The organism is Sorangium sp. So ce406, assembly GCF_051474675.1.
GTDB lineage: Bacteria > Myxococcota_A > Polyangia > Polyangiales > Polyangiaceae > Sorangium > Sorangium cellulosum_G.
In genome coordinates, this window is sequence record NZ_CP150340.1 from 763,162 (window position 1) to 779,234 (window position 16,073).

15 protein-coding genes are annotated in these 16,073 nt (G+C 73.3%); 7 read left to right on the forward strand and 8 right to left on the reverse strand.

Going from position 1 to position 16,073, the window contains the following annotated elements; all coding sequences use genetic code 11:
- Nucleotides 1-32 precede the first annotated feature (32 nt).
- Nucleotides 33-518, forward strand: coding sequence for a carboxymuconolactone decarboxylase family protein (locus tag WME96_RS02820; protein ID WP_437288638.1), 486 nt, complete (start codon nt 33-35; stop codon nt 516-518).
- Here WME96_RS02820 and WME96_RS02825 read toward each other — a convergent pair.
- From WME96_RS02825 to WME96_RS02835, 3 genes are read right to left on the reverse strand one after another with little or no spacing between them, the layout of a single operon-like run.
- The gene (locus WME96_RS02825; protein WP_437288639.1) at nt 497-2,017 is read right to left on the reverse strand and encodes an AMP-binding protein; all 1,521 of its coding nucleotides are present in this window, start codon (nt 2,015-2,017) and stop codon (nt 497-499) included. The genes WME96_RS02820 and WME96_RS02825 overlap by 22 nt on opposite strands.
- A 10-nt stretch (nt 2,018-2,027) precedes the next feature.
- The gene (locus WME96_RS02830; RefSeq protein ID WP_437288640.1) at nt 2,028-2,297 is read right to left on the reverse strand and encodes an acyl carrier protein; all 270 of its coding nucleotides are present in this window, start codon (nt 2,295-2,297) and stop codon (nt 2,028-2,030) included.
- 25 nt (nt 2,298-2,322) lie between these two features.
- Complete coding sequence (locus WME96_RS02835; RefSeq protein WP_437288641.1) at nt 2,323-3,708, reverse strand: cystathionine beta-synthase; 1,386 nt, start codon at nt 3,706-3,708, stop codon at nt 2,323-2,325.
- Nucleotides 3,709-3,875: 167 nt separating this feature from the next.
- On the opposite strand from WME96_RS02835, the gene WME96_RS02840 reads away from it, so the two are divergent.
- Nucleotides 3,876-4,487, forward strand: coding sequence for a hypothetical protein (locus WME96_RS02840; protein ID WP_437288642.1), 612 nt, complete (start codon nt 3,876-3,878; stop codon nt 4,485-4,487).
- A 105-nt stretch (nt 4,488-4,592) separates the two neighbouring features.
- Nucleotides 4,593-5,027: a VOC family protein gene (locus WME96_RS02845; RefSeq protein ID WP_437288643.1), complete on the forward strand. Its 435-nt coding sequence runs from the start codon at nt 4,593-4,595 to the stop codon at nt 5,025-5,027.
- A 60-nt stretch (nt 5,028-5,087) separates the two neighbouring features.
- Here the strand turns inward: WME96_RS02845 and WME96_RS02850 are convergent, their stop codons facing one another.
- Nucleotides 5,088-6,620: a phytoene desaturase family protein gene (locus WME96_RS02850; protein ID WP_437288644.1), complete on the reverse strand. Its 1,533-nt coding sequence runs from the start codon at nt 6,618-6,620 to the stop codon at nt 5,088-5,090.
- Nucleotides 6,621-6,763: 143 nt separating this feature from the next.
- Between WME96_RS02850 and WME96_RS02855 the strand changes: the two genes are divergently transcribed.
- Together WME96_RS02855 and WME96_RS02860 are read left to right on the forward strand one after the other, a co-directional pair.
- A complete protein-coding gene (locus WME96_RS02855; RefSeq protein ID WP_437288645.1) occupies nt 6,764-8,131 on the forward strand; it encodes a sigma 54-interacting transcriptional regulator in 1,368 nt (455 codons plus the stop codon).
- A gap of 117 nt (nt 8,132-8,248) precedes the next feature.
- A complete protein-coding gene (locus WME96_RS02860) occupies nt 8,249-8,971 on the forward strand; it encodes a GNAT family N-acetyltransferase (RefSeq protein WP_437288646.1) in 723 nt (240 codons plus the stop codon).
- A 151-nt stretch (nt 8,972-9,122) separates the two neighbouring features.
- On the opposite strand, the gene WME96_RS02865 is transcribed toward WME96_RS02860, so the two are convergent.
- Nucleotides 9,123-9,422: a CsbD family protein gene (locus WME96_RS02865; protein ID WP_437288647.1), complete on the reverse strand. Its 300-nt coding sequence runs from the start codon at nt 9,420-9,422 to the stop codon at nt 9,123-9,125.
- A 411-nt stretch (nt 9,423-9,833) separates the two neighbouring features.
- Between WME96_RS02865 and WME96_RS02870 the strand changes: the two genes are divergently transcribed.
- Together WME96_RS02870 and WME96_RS02875 are read left to right on the forward strand one after the other, a co-directional pair.
- Nucleotides 9,834-10,091: a GlsB/YeaQ/YmgE family stress response membrane protein gene (locus tag WME96_RS02870; RefSeq protein WP_437288648.1), complete on the forward strand. Its 258-nt coding sequence runs from the start codon at nt 9,834-9,836 to the stop codon at nt 10,089-10,091.
- 609 nt (nt 10,092-10,700) lie between these two features.
- On the forward strand, nt 10,701-11,915 hold the full coding sequence (locus tag WME96_RS02875; protein WP_437288649.1) for a pyridoxal-phosphate-dependent aminotransferase family protein: 1,215 nt from the start codon (nt 10,701-10,703) through the stop codon (nt 11,913-11,915).
- On the opposite strand, the gene WME96_RS02880 is transcribed toward WME96_RS02875, so the two are convergent.
- The 3 genes from WME96_RS02880 to WME96_RS02890 all read right to left on the reverse strand — a co-directional run bounded on the left by WME96_RS02880 (nt 11,912) and on the right by WME96_RS02890 (nt 16,016).
- Nucleotides 11,912-13,816 carry a chloride channel protein gene (locus tag WME96_RS02880; protein WP_437288650.1) on the reverse strand — a complete coding sequence of 635 codons (1,905 nt, stop codon included), beginning with the start codon at nt 13,814-13,816 and terminating at the stop codon, nt 11,912-11,914. The two genes, WME96_RS02875 and WME96_RS02880, sit on opposite strands and share 4 nt — an antisense overlap.
- Nucleotide 13,817: 1 nt before the next feature.
- Entirely contained in the window at nt 13,818-14,297 is a 480-nt protein-coding gene (locus tag WME96_RS02885; protein ID WP_433933085.1) for a MarR family winged helix-turn-helix transcriptional regulator, read from the reverse strand.
- A 225-nt stretch (nt 14,298-14,522) separates the two neighbouring features.
- Complete coding sequence (locus WME96_RS02890; protein WP_437288651.1) at nt 14,523-16,016, reverse strand: serine/threonine-protein kinase; 1,494 nt, start codon at nt 16,014-16,016, stop codon at nt 14,523-14,525.
- Nucleotides 16,017-16,073 lie beyond the last annotated feature (57 nt).

Sequence of the window (16,073 nt, forward strand, 5' to 3'; positions counted from 1 at the left end):
CGGGAAGGGATTTCATGGAGGACGAAGTGAGCATGCAGCCACGTATCGATTACGCCAGCGTCGCCCCCGAGCCGTACAGAGCGATGCTCGGGCTCAGCGCCTGCGTGAACCGCTGCGCGCTGGAGGATGCGCTGAAGCACCTGGTGCTCCTCCGCGCCTCGCAGATCAACGGCTGCGGGTTCTGCATCGACATGCACTGGAAGGACGCGCGGGCCGCGGGGGAGGGCGAGCAGCGGCTCTACGGGCTCAGCGCGTGGCGCGAGGCGCCTTATTACAGCGAGCGTGAGCGGGCCGCGCTGGAGTGGACAGAGGCGGTGACCCTCGTGGCGGAGGGCCAGGTGCCCGATCGCGCCTACGAGACCGTGCGCCCGCACTTCTCGGAGCGGGAGCTCACGGACCTCACCTGGCTCGTGGCGACGATCAACGCGTGGAACCGGATGGCCATCGCGCTCCGGAAGGTCCCCGGCTCCTACGAGGCCGGGGAGCGGGCGAACGCTCACCCGGGCAGCGCGCGGTAATCGATCTTCCCTGTCGAGGTCCGCGGCAGCTCGTCCAGCGCGACGATCTTCTCGGGGACCATGTACGGGGGCAGCCGCTCCGCGAGGTACATCCTGAGCGCGCGGTCGTCCGCGTCGCCGCTGTCGGCGGTGAACGCGACGAAGCCGCGGAGCGTCTTGCCGAGGCGCGGGTCCTCGACGGCGATCACGGCCGCCTGGCGCACCGCGGGGTGCGACGCGAGCGCCGCCTCGACCTCGCCCGGCTCGACGCGGTAGCCGCGGATCTTCACCATCCGATCGATACGGCCGCGGAAGTAGAAGAGCCCGTCGGCCTTGCGTTCCACCCGGTCGCGCGTCCGGTAGGGGCCGCCGTTCACGGTGGTCGGCCCCGAGACGACGAGCTCGCCTGTCCCCGGGCCCTCGATGACGCGGCCGCCCTCGTCCTCGGCGATCAGCGCGCAGGCGGCGTAGGGGCACGCGAGGCCGATCGGGACCTCGCTCGCCCCGTCGAGCGCCCCGCGGTCGACGCGGTGGAACGTGCAGACGTTCGTCTCGGTCGGGCCGTACAGGTTGTAGAGCGCCGCGCCGGGCGCGCGCGCCGCCAGCGCGGCGAGCTCGCGCGGCGGGAACACCTCGCCGGCAAACAGGATCGCGCGCACCGGCGGGGAGAGCGCCGCGGCGGGCGCGCCCGCGTCCGCCGCGGGGAGCGCCGAGGCGAGCTTCATGAACATCGACGGCACGCCGTAGATGACCGTCGGCGCGAGCGCGAAGACCGCGTCGCGGAGCGCGCGGCCCGAGGCGAGGTCGCGCCGCGTCATGGTGGCGAGCGTCGCGCCGGCGCGGAACGTCGCCAGGTGGTCGAACCAGGCGAGATCGAAGACGAGCTCGGCAACGCGGAGGACCCGGTCCGCCGGCGAGAGGCCGATGAGATCGACGCAGAAGGCCGTGAACGCGTCGAGCCCGGCCCAGGTGATGGGAACCGGCTTCGGCTCCCCGGTGCTGCCCGAGGTGTGCAGGATGCACGCGACGTCCTGCGCCCCGCCGCCGCGCTCGCCGCCCGCGCCGCCTGCGTCTCGCTCGCCGCCTGCGTCGGAGGGCGCCGTCGCGCGCACCACCCGGCCCTCGGCGTCGAGCTCCACGCGCGCCAGGCCTGCGCCGAGCGCGGCGTCGATGCCGTCCGCGAGGCCGGTGGCCGCCGTGTCGAGCACGAGCGCCCGGCAGCCGCGGGCCCGGGCGATCCGGCCGAGCCGCGCGGGCGGCGCGGTCGCGTCGAGCGGGACGGCCACGGCGCCGGCGGCGAGCACCCCGGCGAGCGCCGCCGGCTCGTCGTGCGCGCGGCCCGACGAGAGCAGCGCCACCGGATCGCCCGGGCGCGCGCCCGCCCCGGCGAGCGCCGCGCCCACGGCGGCCGCGCGCGCGGCGAGCTCGGCGTAGGTCACCGCGGCGCCGCGCGACGCGAGCGCGACGGCGTCGCCGCGCGCGGCCAGGTCCTCGGCGCGCAGCCGGTAGGGGCCGGCCATGGCGGCCCGGCTAGCCCTGCGCGGCCGCGACGCGGCCGGCGACGAAGCGCGCCATCCTGTCGACCGTCGACACCTCGTCGAGGTCCACCTCCTCGTCCGGGATCTTCACGCCGAAGCGCTGCTCGATGAACACGAGCACCCGCGTCAGCGACATCGAATCGAACCCGGACCCGCCGGCGAAGAGATCCTCGTCCGGCGCGAGCGGCGCCTTGCGGAGCAAGATCTCCTTCACGATATGGTCGTGCAGCGCGCGCCGCACCGTGTCGATATCGACCGTCACGCGAACTTCCTTTCCTGTCCAGACGCTAGCTGGCCGCCGGCGTCGCCTTGCGAGCGAGGTAATCGATGAGATCGATCTTGGACACGACGCCGAGCACCGTCTCCTCGTCGACGACGAGCGCGATCCTCGCGTCGCTCAGGACGCCCTTCAGGAGCTCGACCTTCGTGGCCGGCGTCACGGTCGCGTAGTCGCTCTCGACGAGCCCGCTCACGCTCGAGTCGAGCGTGCCGCTCCCCTCCACGAGGTGGCGCAGCAGGTCGACCTCGTGGACCAGCCCGCGCAGCTTGCCGTCCTGGATGACCGGGAGCTGGCTTATCCCGTGCGACTTCATCATGTCGATGACCTCGCGGACGCGCGCGTTCGCGTCGGCGGTGACCACCGACGCGCTGGGCTTGCCGGCGAGCAGGTCGCGCACCGTCCCGAGGCTCTTTTCCTCCTCGAGGAAGCCGTTCTCCCGCATCCAGTCGTCATTGAAGATCTTCGAGATGTACTTGGACGCGCCGTCGGGCAAAAGGACGAGGATGTTCTCCTTCTTCCCGCTCTGGCGCGCATACTTGATCGCGCCGGCGACCGCCGCGCCCGCGGAGCCGCCCACGAAGAGGCCCTCGAGGCGCACGAGATCGCGCGTCATGAGGAAGCACTCCTTGTCGTCGACCCGGATGATCTCGTCGATGATCTCGAGGTTCATCGTGCTCGGGAAGAAGTCCTCGCCGATCCCCTCGACCTTGTACGCGAAGGGCTTCGTGATCCGCTGGGTCTTCACGTAGTCGTAATAGAGCGAGCCCACCGGGTCGACGCCGACCATCTTGATCTCGGGTTTCCTCTGCTTGAGGAATTTGCCGACGCCGCTGATGGTGCCTCCCGTCCCCATGCCGGCGACGAAGACGTCGAGCTCGTCCCCGCACTGCTGCCATATCTCGGGGCCGGTGGAGCCGACGTGGGCCTCGGGGTTCGACGGGTTGTGGTACTGGTTCGCGTAGAAGCAGTTCGGCGTCTCCTCGGCGATGCGCTTCGCGACCTGGTAATAGCTGCGCGGGTCGTCGGGCTCGACGGCGGTCGGACAGACCACGACGCGGGCGCCGTAGGCGCGCAGGGTCGCGATCTTCTCCTGCGACATCTTGTCTGGCATGACGAAGACGCACTTGTATCCGCGGATGGCGGCGACCATGGCGAGGGCGGCGCCCGTATTGCCGCTGGTCGCCTCGACGATGGTGCCGCCCGCCCTGAGCCCGTGCGCCTCGGCGTCGCGGATCATGTTCAGCGCGACCCGATCCTTGTGGCTGCCGCCCGGGTTCAGGTACTCGCATTTGACGTAGATGTCGCTCTGGAGCCCCTCGGTGACCCGGTTCAGCTTGACGATCGGCGTGTCGCCGACCGCTCTCGTGATGTCGCTGAGCGCGCCTCGCATCATGCGGGGACCTCTTACCCGCCGCGCGCCGCAGCGACAAGGGGAGCAAGCGGCCGCGGCGGGCCGCGTTACATCGCCCCGCGCGTCGGTGGTTCTCGGCTTCACGGGCGCTCTCGCGGTGGTTGGAGAGCGCATGGTACAGTGCCTTATCCATGGTCTCCCGCCGCGCCTTGCTCGCCACAGCCGGCCTGCTCTCCGTCGGCGCGTTCGCCTCGAGGCTGGCCCGCGCCGCGGGGCCAGCGGCCTCGCCCGTCCATGCGTTTCCCCTGTCGATCGCCGTGGCGGAGGGCGAGGCGGGGCAGCCGGTGCGCGACGAGGCCTGGGTCGACGCGCAGATCGCCGAGGCGGTCCGGCTGTTCGAGCCCGCCGGCGTGGCGCTGCGCAAGGCCGGCTCGCGCGCGCTGTCCCCGGGCTTCTCGCGGATCGAGACGCGCGAGGACCGCGACGCCCTCGCCTCGGCCATCGAGGCGCGCCGGATCAACGTGATGGTCGTCGCGTCGCTGCGGGACGTCGACGATCCGCGGCGCTTCCGGATGGGCGTGCACTGGCGCCGCCGGGCGACGCCCGAGCGCCGGTTCGTCATCCTGGCGGCGAACGCGCGGCCGACCGTGCTCGCGCACGAGCTCGGCCACTTCTTCGGGCTCGGCCACAGCGGCACGGACGACAACGTGATGAGCTACACGCGCACCGGAGCGCCCGTCTCCTTCGACGCGGCGCAGATCGAGAAGATCCGGGCCTCCGCGCGCAGGTACGCGGCGAGCAAGGCGCTCGATCCCGCCTAGCGAGGACGGGCACTCGCCGCGGCCGGTCGGGCCGCGATTCCCGTTGCTGTCGAGTCGGTCCGTCCGTCCACGATCGCCTGCGAGGACAAGGAAGGAGCATTTACAATGAGACCCATGATGACCCACGTCGCGCTCCACGTCGGCAACCTCGACGCGACGATCACCTTTTATCGCGATTTCTGCGGGCTCAAGGTGGTTCACGAGCGCAACGACGCCGGCACGCGGGTCGCATGGCTGGCCGAGGAGGGGAAAGAGCGGACGTTCGTCCTGGTGATGATCGAGGGGGGCCGCCGCGCTCCGCAGGCACCGGAGGACATGAGCCACTTCGGGTTCGCGCTCGAGAGCCGCGCCGCCGTCGACGAGGTGGCGAGTCGCGGCCGAGCACACCTCGTCTGGCCTCCCAGGGAGCTACCCTATCCCGTCGCCTACTTCTGCGCGCTCAGGGATCCGGACGGCAATTATGTCGAGTTCTCCTACGGCCAGCCGCTCGGGCCTGGGGCCGAGGGGTGGGACGCCGAGCTGCTCGGCGCTCCGGGATGAGCCACCGACGACGCGATTGCGCGTCGCGCTCTCCGGCGCTCCCGCGTTACCGGGCGCCGCTCACCCCCCGCCGGGCGCGAGCCCGAGCCGCCGCGCGACGCTCTCCGCGGTGCGCACGCCGCCTACCGCCGTCGCCAGCGTGCTCTGCCCGGGAAAGACCGAGTCGCCCACCATCCAGAGCCCGTCCTGCACCGGGCGCGGCCAGACCGACAGGTAGTGCCCGAGCCCCGCGCGCCGCGGCACGCCGCCGACGGCGCCGCCCGCGCGCCCGGTGAAGCGCGCGAACGTCCGCGGCGAGGCCGTCAGCGCGTGCACGATGTTCTCGCTCCATTCGGGCGCGAGCGCCGCGAGCCCCTCGCGCATCCGCGCCTGGATCGCGCCGATGGCTTCGCCCTGCTGCGCGGGCGGGAGCGCGCGGAGCTTCGCGAGCGGGACGTGCGTCGACACGGTCAGCGTGCGGTGCCCCGGCGGCGCGCGGCCCTCGTCGGCGGCGCCGCTCACCGACACGAACAGGTGGTTGCCCTCCGTGAACGGCGCGCGCGGGTCCTGCACCAGCTCCAGGTGGTGCGCCGCGGCCGACGCGCCCTCGGGCGCGCGCGCCACGAGGTAGAGCATCGCCGCGCCCCAGCCCCCCTCGACGTCGCGCGCGAGCCGATCGAGCCGCGGCAGCGCGCCCGGCGCGGCGCCGAGCAGCGCGCGGAGGTCCTGCGGGAGCAGGTTCGCGATGACGTGGCGCGCGCGGATCTCGCCCGAGCGCGTCCCGGCGCGGAACCCGCCCGGGACCGGCTCGAGCGAGCGCACGCGGCTCGCCATGCGCGCCTCGCCGCCGAGCCGCTCGACGGCCCGGACGAGCGCCCACGCGAGCGCGCCGATGCCGCCGCGGACGTGGCCGGTGCCGCGGAAGTAGTAGTCCATCGTCGCCATCGCGAAGGGCGCCTCGGCCTCGGCGACCCCGCACTGCACCGTGATCTGGCAGAGCCCGTCGAGGTACTGCCGGAGCGGGGCGAAGCCGGCCACGCCGAACCGCGCGAGCACGCTCTCGAGCGGCCGCCCGAGCACCGGCAGCAGCGCGGCGTAGCGGGCCGTGCTCGCCGCGTGGCGCACGAGCGCGCGGACGCCGAGCGGCGGCAGCAGGGCGGGGTCGTCGAAGAGCGCCCACAGGGTGTCGGCGATCCGCGCCTGGTAGGCGAAGAAGCCGCGGATCCCGCGCGCCGGGGCGCCCGGCAGGCCGGCGAGCGCGTCCACGAGCGCGCCGCGGTCGCGCCCGATCGCGAGGCGGAGCGAGGGCGTCCGCAGCTCGACCAGCGGGTCGATCCAGTCGACCGCGACGTCGAGGCCGTGGCGCGCGATCCACCGGCCGAAGAGCTGCTCCGGGGCGAGCCCGGAGAACAGCGTGGCCCCCGACTCGAAGCGGTAGCCGCCGCGCTCGAAGGTGCTGGCGCAGCCGCCGGGGTACCTGAGCGCCTCGCACAGGACCACCTTCGCCCCGCGCTCCGCGAGGGAGAGCGCCGCGCCGAGGCCGCCGAAGCCGGCGCCGATCACGAGGACGTCCGCGTCAGCGCCGCGCCGCGCGCCTGGGCTGGCCGGGGTCATGGCCGCTCCCTGTAGGGCGCCGGTGCGCTCCCGGGAAGCCGGTGCGCCCGCGACAGGCGGGGGCGCCCGCGACGCGCCGGCGCGCCCCCGGGGAGGTCACCGACCGGCCCCGGCCCTGCGCGGCGGCGTGGTACGCTGGCGCGATGGGCTCCGAGCCGAAAGGTCACGCGAGCGCCGAGACGGCGCTCCTCAAGGTCCGCTCCAAGGAGATCGCGTTCAGCCGCTTCCGCGTGCAGGTCACGGCCGGCCCGGACGCCGGGGCGGCCCAGGTGTCGGACGCGGCCGAGTTCGTGATCGGCACGGCGCCCGGCAACCAGCTCATCCTGACCGACCGCGCTGTGTCGCGGCACCACTGCGTGATCACCGTCACCCCGCGGGGCTTCTTGCTCCGCGATCTCGGCAGCAAGAACGGCACGACGCTCTCCGGCTTCCGCATCGAGGCCGCCTACCTCCAGCCGGGCGCCGCGCTCGGCCTCGGGCAGTCGACGCTCCGCTTCGAGCCGCTGGCCGAGGAGATCCGCGAGCCGCTCGGCGACGAGGACCGGTACGGCCGGGTGCTCGGGCAGAGCGCCGCGATGCGCCGGATCTTCGCGGCGCTGCCGCGCATCGCCGCGTCGGACTCGACGGTGCTGATCGAGGGCGAGACGGGCACGGGCAAGGGCCTGCTCGCCGAGGCCATCCACGAGAGCAGCCCGCGCGCGGGCGGGCCGTTCGTCGTGATCGACTGCGGCTCGATCCCGCCGACGCTGATCGAGGCCGAGCTCTTCGGGCACGCGAAGGGGGCGTTCACGGGCGCGCAGGCGGCGCGCGTCGGTGCCTTCGAGGCGGCGCGGGGCGGCACGGTGCTGCTCGACGAGATGGGCGAGCTCCCGCTCGACATGCAGCCGAAGCTCCTGCGCGTGCTCGAGGAGCGGCAGATCCGGCGCATCGGCACGGTCGAGCCGACCAAGCTCGACATCCGCGTCATCGCGACGACCAACCGCGATCTCCGCCAGGAGGTGAACCGCGGCAATTTCCGGTCGGACCTCTACTACCGGCTGAACATCGTCCGCCTCCGCGTGCCGGCGCTGCGCGAGCGCCCGGACGACATCGCGCTGCTCACGGCGCACTTCTACCGGCAGTTCGCGCAAGGGCAGGACCAGAGCCCGCCCGGCGAGCTCCTCGAGACCTTCATGCGCCAGGACTGGCCGGGCAACGTCCGCGAGCTGCGCGGCGCGGTGGAGCGGGCGGTGCTGATGATCGATCCGGCGCTCTTTCGCGAGGCCGTGATGGGCTCGGAGGGCAGGGAGGGCAATCCCCCGGGGCTGGAGGCGCTCCGGGACGACGATCTCAGCCTGTCGTTCCGCGAGGCGAAGGAGCGCGCCGTGGCGCGCTGGGAGCGGGCGTACCTGACGGCGCTCGTGCGCGCGAACGGCGGCAACCTCTCGCGCGCCGCGCGCGCCGCCCGGATGGACCGGAGCCACCTGCGCGAGCTGCTCCAGCGGCACGCCGTATCGGCGACCGAGGCGTGACGGCGCGACAGCGTCACCACGCGACGGCGTGACGGCGCGCCCGGGAGGTGGGGAGTCGATCCACCCCCCGGCTGCGGAAACTCGGGGTGAAGCGACCCGCCATGGTAGGCTCTCCGCATGAGCGACGCCTGGGACTGGGTCACTCCGATTCGCCAGAAGCACTTTGGTGAGCCGCTCACCGGCCTCTATCCGGTCGAGCGGCTCGCCGGCGCGGAGGCGTACTGGGCGCTGCACGACGCCGAGCTGCGCCGCCATTTCCCTGCCGAGGTCTTCTTCGACCTCCGGGCGCTGTCGGGCGGGGAGGGCCAGCGCGCCCGCGCGTTGCTCGCGGCGTCGGAGGGGGCCCATCGCCTCGCGGACTTCTGGGTCGCGCGCGACGGCGAGGCGATCGTGGCCATGTTCTCTGGCCATCAGAAGGATGACGAGACCTACCGGATGTGGCACTCGAACGTCCACCCCGCTTACCGTCGGCGCGGCATCTATGCGGAGATCGTCCGGCGGATCCTCGCCTACACGCGCGAGCTCGGCTTCGACTACGTGGTCAGCGAGCACGCACCGTGCAACAACGCGGTGCTCATCGCCAAGCTGAGGGCGGGATTCCGGATCGTGGCCATGGAGATCGACGCCGCCGTCGGCCCGGGCGTGAACCTCAGGTACTTTCACAACGAGGCACACCTCAGGGCGTATGAGTTCCGCTGCGGCCTGGCCAGGCTCGACGAGCGCCTCGTCAACGCCGGGTTCGGCGCGATGCCGCTCCTGCTGGATCAGCTCCGGCGGGGGACGGCCGCCGAGGCGCAAACCTCCGAACCACCGCGACCGTCTGTCGAGTCGGCGGAGTAGTGCGCGCATCGGCTTGACTGTAGTGCGTCTTACGATGATGGTCCTGCGGAGCTGCTGAGCTCGGCAGTGGGTCGGGTGGACGCTGCCCTCGAACAGCGCCGCAGGCAGCGTGCTGTCCGGGGGCAGCGCCCGTTCCGGGCGTGAGCTCTACCTACTGATTGGCCCTCTGCCGGTTCTCGCCCTGGAGCTCCTTGGCCTTCCCCTCGGCGGCCATCTGCTCGTTGTCGACCAGCTTGCCGACCCGGTTCTTGATGGCGCCGGCGGCCTCCTCGAGCGCGCCCTTCGCGCGTTCCTCTGCCTTGGCGTCCTCCTGCTGGACCTTACCCCTGACCTCCTTGGCCCGGCCCTCCGCTTCCATCTGCTCGTCGCCGATCAGCTTGCCGAGCCCCTTCTTGAGCTTGCCGCCCAGCTCCTCGGCGGCTCCTTCGTTACGGTCGCTTTCGTTGCTCATCGTACCCTCCTCTTGACTGGACGTCGGCCGCGCCTCTCTGCGGCGCGCCATCGCTCTCCACCACGTGCAACCGCCACGCCACGACGGCGCGGTCCGACCCCATCGGGAGGGCGGAGGGGACATTGAGGCAGGCTACCCCGCCCGCGCTCTCCCTTTCAGCTCGTTTGAGGCACTACGCCACACAGATACGGCGGAAGCGTCCCCGCCGGGCGAGCAGGCCGTCCCGGCTCTCCCGGTCGCATTCCGTGCTGCAGGCGGATTCTGCGGTGAAACGGCGCCCCCGAGCTCTGTCCGCGGCGTCCTGTCCGCCCGGGCGGCTGTGGAGAGCGCGGACTTCGCGAGATGGCGCGGCGCTTGCTGAACAGTCTGCAAGCAACGAGGAGCACTTCGCTCCTTCCTGGGAGGTTCATCATGTCGTTCGTTCTCTTTCTCCTGTTTGGCCTCGTCGTCGGTGCTCTGGCGCGTCTTATCGTCCCGGGCCGTGAGCCGGGCGGGTGGGTCGTCTCGATGATCATCGGCGTCGTCGGCTCGTTCGTCGGCGGGCTGCTCGGCCGCATGCTGTTCATGTACCGCGAGGGCGAGCCGGCGGGGTTCTTCATGTCCCTCATCGGCGCCATCCTGCTCACCGCGGGCTATCAGGCGATCACGCGGCGTCGCTCGGTGGTATGAACGGGTCGATTGACCCTCTGCCGAGGCGCTACGCCCGATACCGTCACAGGGCGCGACATGGAGGAGCTCCTGTTCCGCTGCTGCGCCCTGTGACGTCGGGGAACACCTTGGGTCTACCGTACGCGGCGTGGAGGAAGCCTTGCTGTTCATGAGCCCGACTCGGGTTCAGGCGAAGCAGCGCTCGCTTCCACGCATCACGGTAGGCCAGAGGGGGCCCTGTTCATCGCATGACTCACCCCCCCAGGGTCGTGCGATGAACAGGGCCTCCTCGGAGCAAGGGCATCGGAGGTCCTGCTCGTCGCATGACTCACCCCCCCCAGGGTCGTGCGACGAGCAGGGCCTCCCTTGCGGGAGCAGCGGAGGTCCCGCTCGTCGCATGACTCACCCCCCCAGGGTCGTGCGACGAGCAGGGCCTCTCCTGGCCGGCAGCCCGCGCCGGCGCCGGACGTCCCGAGAACGACGCCGTCGGCAATCGGGATCAACGCATGCCGGCGCCCGCCGGCCGCCCGCGTCCGTCAGGCGTCGCGCCCGCTTGCCGGGTAAAACTTGACGCGGCAGGATGCATTGGGCTTGCTAGCGCGCTCCGCGCTTTTGCCCAAGGTCCTGGCCATGTCGTTCTCCATCCTGCCCCCGCCGATCACGCCCCTCGCCGCGATACTGCCGTCCGAGCCGCTGCTCCTCATGGGCGCCGGTCCGGTGCCCATCCCGCAGGCGGTGGCGCAGGCGAACGGGGTGATCATCAATCACCTCGGCCCCACCATGGACCGCGTCATCCAGAACGTGAAGTACATGGCGGCGTACGCGTTCCAGACGCGCAGCGACAAGATCCTCGGCATCGCCGGGCCCGCGTCCGCGGCCATGGAGATGGCCGTGGCGAACCTGTGCTGGCCCGGGCGCAAGGTCCTCTGCCTGAAGGTGGGGACGTTCAGCGGCCGCCTCGGCGAGATGGCGCTCGGCGTCGGCGCCGACGTGACCTTCCTCGAGGGGCCGCCCGGGCGGCCCGTCACGCTCGCGGAGGTGCGCGAGGCGCTGAAGAAGCAGCGCTACGACGTGGTCACCATGGCGCACGGCGAGACGTCCTGCGGCGTCCGCATGGTGGAGCTGCCGGAGATCTGCAAGCTCGCGAAGGCGCACGGCGCGCTCACGATCGTGGACGCGGTGGTCACGCTCACGGCCATGCCGGTGCACATGGACGAGTGGGGCATCGACGTCGGCATCGTCGGCGGGCAGAAGGCGCTGTCGTCGATCCCGGGCGTCTCGGCCTGCGCGTTCTCGCAGGACGCGTGGAAGGTGGTCGAGGAGCGCCCCTCGCCGCGCCCGCACTGGTGCTACGACGCCACGCGCGCGCAGCGGTTCTGGGGCTACCAGCAATACCACTACACCGCGCCCGTGCCCGGCGTGCTCGCGCTGCACGAGGCGCTGCGCCTCGTCTGCGAGGAGACGCTCGAGCGGCGCTTCCGCCGCCACGAGATGAGCTCTCTGGCCATGCAGGCGGGCGTCGAGGCGATGGGGCTCGAGCTGTTCGCGGCGAAGGACGTGCGCCTCAACAGCGTGCTCGCCATCAAGCTGCCGAGCGGCGTCGACAGCGCGCGCATCCGCGAGTACATGACCAAGGCCTTCCGCGTCGAGATCTCGGGCGCCTTCGGCCTCAACATCGTGCGCGTCGGCCAGATGGGCGAGCAGTGCCGCTCGCACAACCTGTTCAAGACGCTCTACGCCATGGGGATGAGCTTCCGGCGCGAAGGCGTGAAGCTCGACGTCGCCAAGGGCATGGCCGCGCTCGAGCAGGGGCTCGCCGGCGACCGCGACTACTTCGTCGACTAGCCCCTCAGGACGGGAGCTCCTCGCTCGCGGCGCTTCGGCCGGCGCTCGGGCGGCGCGCCGCCCCGCCTGGCGAGCGCCTGCTCGCGGCGCTGCCCGGCCTCGATCCGGCTCCTGTGCGCGTCGAGCAGGTCGCTGCGCGTCAGCATCCCGAGCACCTTGCGGGGCTCCTGCCTCGACACGACCGGGAGCCTGCCCACCCCCTCGGTGACCATGTGATCGGCCGCCTCCCGCAGCGAGCTGTCCTCGAACACGACGGCGGGCGGCCGCCGGACGAGGTCGCGGATCGGGAGATCGCCGGCCTGCTGGGCGAGCACGTCGCGCATGGTGACCACGCCGATGAGCTCTCCGCGGCCGTCCACGACCGGGAAGCCCTGGTGGCGCGAACCCTTGCCCTGCGACAGCAGGAAGGCGCGGGCCGCCTCGACCGTCTCGTCGGCGGAGAGCGTCACGGCGGGGCAGGAGGCGGCCTCGCGCACGGTGATCTGGGCCAGGTGATCGGCCGCGTACTCCACCATCACGCGCGCGCCGCGGCGGGCGAGCTTCTCCGTCATGATCGAGTGCCGCATCAGCAGGCTCGAGACGAGGAAGGCCGCGCTGCAGCCGCCGAGCAGCGGCAGGAGCCCCATCGGCTGCCGGGTCGTCTCGAAGGCGAAGACCACCGAGGCGAGCAGCGCGCGGGAGGCGCCCGCGAAGATCGCCGCCATGCCGACGAGCGCGGCGACGCGCGCGTCCGCGTTGAGCCAGGGGAAGAGCGCGCTGGCGGCGAGGCCGAGGGCCGCGCCGAGCCCGCCGCCGATGGTGAAGAGCGGCGCGAGCGTCCCGCCCGAGGTGCCGCTGCCGAGCGCGATCGACCAGGAGACGAACTTCAGCACCGAGAGCGACACGAGCGCGGCGAGCGCCAGCCGGCCGCTCAGGATGTCGTCGATGTTGTCGTACCCGACGCCCAGCGTCTGCGGCGCGAAGTAGCCCACCGCGCCGATCGCGACGGCGCCGATCGCCGGCCACCACATCCAGTGCATCGGCAGCCGCTCGAACGCCTCCTCGATCGCGTAGATCGCGCGGGTCGCGCCCATCGCCGCGACGCCGAGGACGGCGCCGAGCACGATGTAGAAGGCGAGCGCGGGGCCGGTCGAGGGCGCCACGGCCGGCATCTCGAACGCCGGCGCGGTCTGGCCGGCGGCCAGGCGCGCGGCGGCCGCCGTGGCGGCGGCGAGGGCGACGGGGATCACCGAGCGCGGCCGGTACTCGAAGAGCAGGAGCTCGATCGCGAGCAGCACGGCGGCCACCGGGCTCCCGAACGTCGCCGACATGCCGGCCGCCGCGCCCGCGGCGAGCAGCGTCTTGCGCTCGTCCGCGGTGATCCGGAGCACCTGCCCGACCAGCGAGCCGAGCGCGCCGCCGGTCGCGATGATCGGCCCCTCCGCGCCGAACGGCCCGCCGGTGCCGATCGCGATCGCGGCGGAGAGCGGCTTGAGCAGCGTCATCCGGGGCGGGATGCGGCTCTGGTTGAAGAGCACCTGCTCCATCGCCTCCGGGATCCCGTGGCCGCGGATCGCCTGCGAGCCGTAGCGCGCCATCACGCCGACGACGAGCGCGCCGACGATCGGCACGACGAGCACGAACGCGCCCACCTGGTGCTCGGCGGGCGACGCGGGCGCGGCGGAGAGCCGGCCGAAGAACGCGAGGTTCGTGATGACGGCGATGAGCGCGGTGAGCAGCTCCGCCGCGAGGAACGCGACGCCGGCGATCGCGATCGCGAGGCCGCTCACGAGGACGACCCGCCGGTCGACGGCGGCCGCGGGGGCGGGGACGCGGAGGTCCTCGAGGGCCGGGCCCATCGAGGGGGCGACCGGGAGGCTCCCGGCGGCCGCGTTGGTATGTGGGGCGTTCGCGCTCGACATGTCAGCTCTCCTCGTGATCTCCCGCCCCGGTGCCGGAGCGGGCTTCGTCGCCATCGAACAACAGGGGGGGTGCCTCGTCCCCGGCGCCGAGCGCCCGGGCGAGGGTGGTGAGGCTCTGCGCGAGCCCGCGGCGCTCGTCGGCCGGCAGGCCGTCCACGGCGGCGATGAGCTCGGCCTGAACGGTGCGCGGCGCGCGGCGGAGCAGCGCGCGACCGGCGGGGGTGAGCGCGATCTCGGTCCGGCGCGCGTCCTCGGGTGAGGCGCGCCGGGCGACCAGCCCGCGCTCCGCGAGGCGCGTCACCACGACCGACACGGAGCTCTGGTGCGTCAGCGTGCGCTGCGCGAGCTCGGCGATCGACGCGGCCGCCGCCTGGTCGAGCTGCTGCAGCACGAAGAGCTGCGCGCTGCTCACGCCGAGCTGCCGCTCGCACGCGCGCGAGGAGACCCGCAGGCGCTGCACGATGGCGCGGATCGCGTCCATGACCCGCTGCGCGTCCGGCCCGCCGGGCGCCCGCTGCGCGGTGGTCTTTCGCCGCCCGGGTGATGATGCATGGGACCCCATACAATCGCGCCGGAAGCTACGCCGCCGGCCGGGCAGGCGCAAGCCGCCTCTGCCGCGCCGCGCAGAGCGGCGCAGGCCGCGGCGTTCTGCGCGGCGCGCTCGAGGCGCGAGCCCGCCGGGGCTCCCGCCGGCGAGGGGATCCCCCTACCGCCGCTCCGCGTCGATCACGCGCAGCAGCGCGCTCGAGCGCCGCGACGTCGGCGCGGGCTGCGCGGCGATGCCGAGCCCGTCGAGCACCGCCGGCGAGGCGAACACGCCGTGCGCCGTCCCCTCGGGAAGCCAGGCGGCGAGCTCCAGCAGGTCACCGCCCGTCAGCGCGCCGTCTCTGCCCGCGACGAGCTCGCCGGCGTGCACGCAGAGGCGGACGTGGACCCTCGGGTCGCGCCCGGCGCGCGCGTCGAGCCGCCGCATCAGCGACAGCGCCGCGTCCACCGCGCGGCGCCGCGCCGCCTGGTCTCCCGCCGGATCCAGCGGCCGGTCGGCGGTGACCAGCGCGGCCGTGCCCGCCTCGACGGCGGCCGCGAACCCCGCGTCCGCGAGCGCGCCGAGCGCGAGCGGCAGGACCGCCTCGAAATCGTCGAGCAGCTCCGCGTCCGGCTCCTCGAGGGCGCCGGGGTCGGCCTGCACCTCGAGGTGGATGCCCACCGCGGAGCGCCGCTCGGCGGCGCCGCGCGCCTCGGGCGCCGCAAGCGCCGCGCGCAGGCCGGCGATGAACTCGCCCACCGACGCCTGGCGCTCCGCAGGGTCCTTGCTGAGCGCCTGCAGCACCACGCGGTCGAGCGACGGGCTCACGCGCGCCCGCGCGCTCGGGCGGGGCGGGCTCGCGAACAGGTGGAGCTGGCGCAGCACGACGAGCGACGTGCCCGAGAACGGCGGCTCCCCGACGAGCATCGTGTACGTCAGCGCGCCGAGCGCGTAGATGTCCGACCGCGCGTCGAGCGGGCGGCTCATGAGCTGCTCGGGGGACATGCACGAGGGCGAGCCCACGACGTGCCGCGACGTCGTGAGCGCGGGCCCGGGCGCGTCGAGCAGCTTCGCCACCCCGAAGTCGAGCAGCACCACGCGCGGGCGGTCGCCCCCGGCGCACAGGAAGACGTTCGACGGCTTGACGTCGCGGTGCACGATCGCCTGCGCGTGCGCCGCCTGGAGCGCGCTGCACAGCGGCTCGAGCACGGCGAGCGCCTCCTCCGGCGGCAGCCGGCCGCGGTCGCGCAGGAGCTGCGCGAGGTCGGCGCCCTCGAGCAGCTCCATGACCAGGTAGGGGCGCCCGTCCGCGAGCCGGCCGACGTCGAAGATCTCGACCACGCCCGGGTGCCGCACCCGCCGCGTCGCCTCGATCTCCCGCTCGAAGCGGACGAGCAGGTCGGGGTGCAGGGCGAGCTCGGGGTGCAGCACCTTCACCGCCGCGGGCGAGCCGTGCTCCGCGTGCTCCCCGCGGTAGACGACGCCGAAGCCCCCCGCGGCGAGGGCGCGCCCGATCCGGTAATCGCCCGCGCGATCCGGCGCCTCGCGCGTGGGCTCGCCCCCGGCGGCCGCCGCCTGCCCCTCGTCCGCGGGGAGGTCGACCGTCGTCTCGCCGGCGAGCCCCGTGATCCCGGGCAGCGCGCTCTGGAGGGTACGATCATCGGCGCGTGCCATCTGCCAGCGGGCGCGAGAGTATCACAGGGAAGGTCGGCGCTCGCGCGCGTCCCTCCG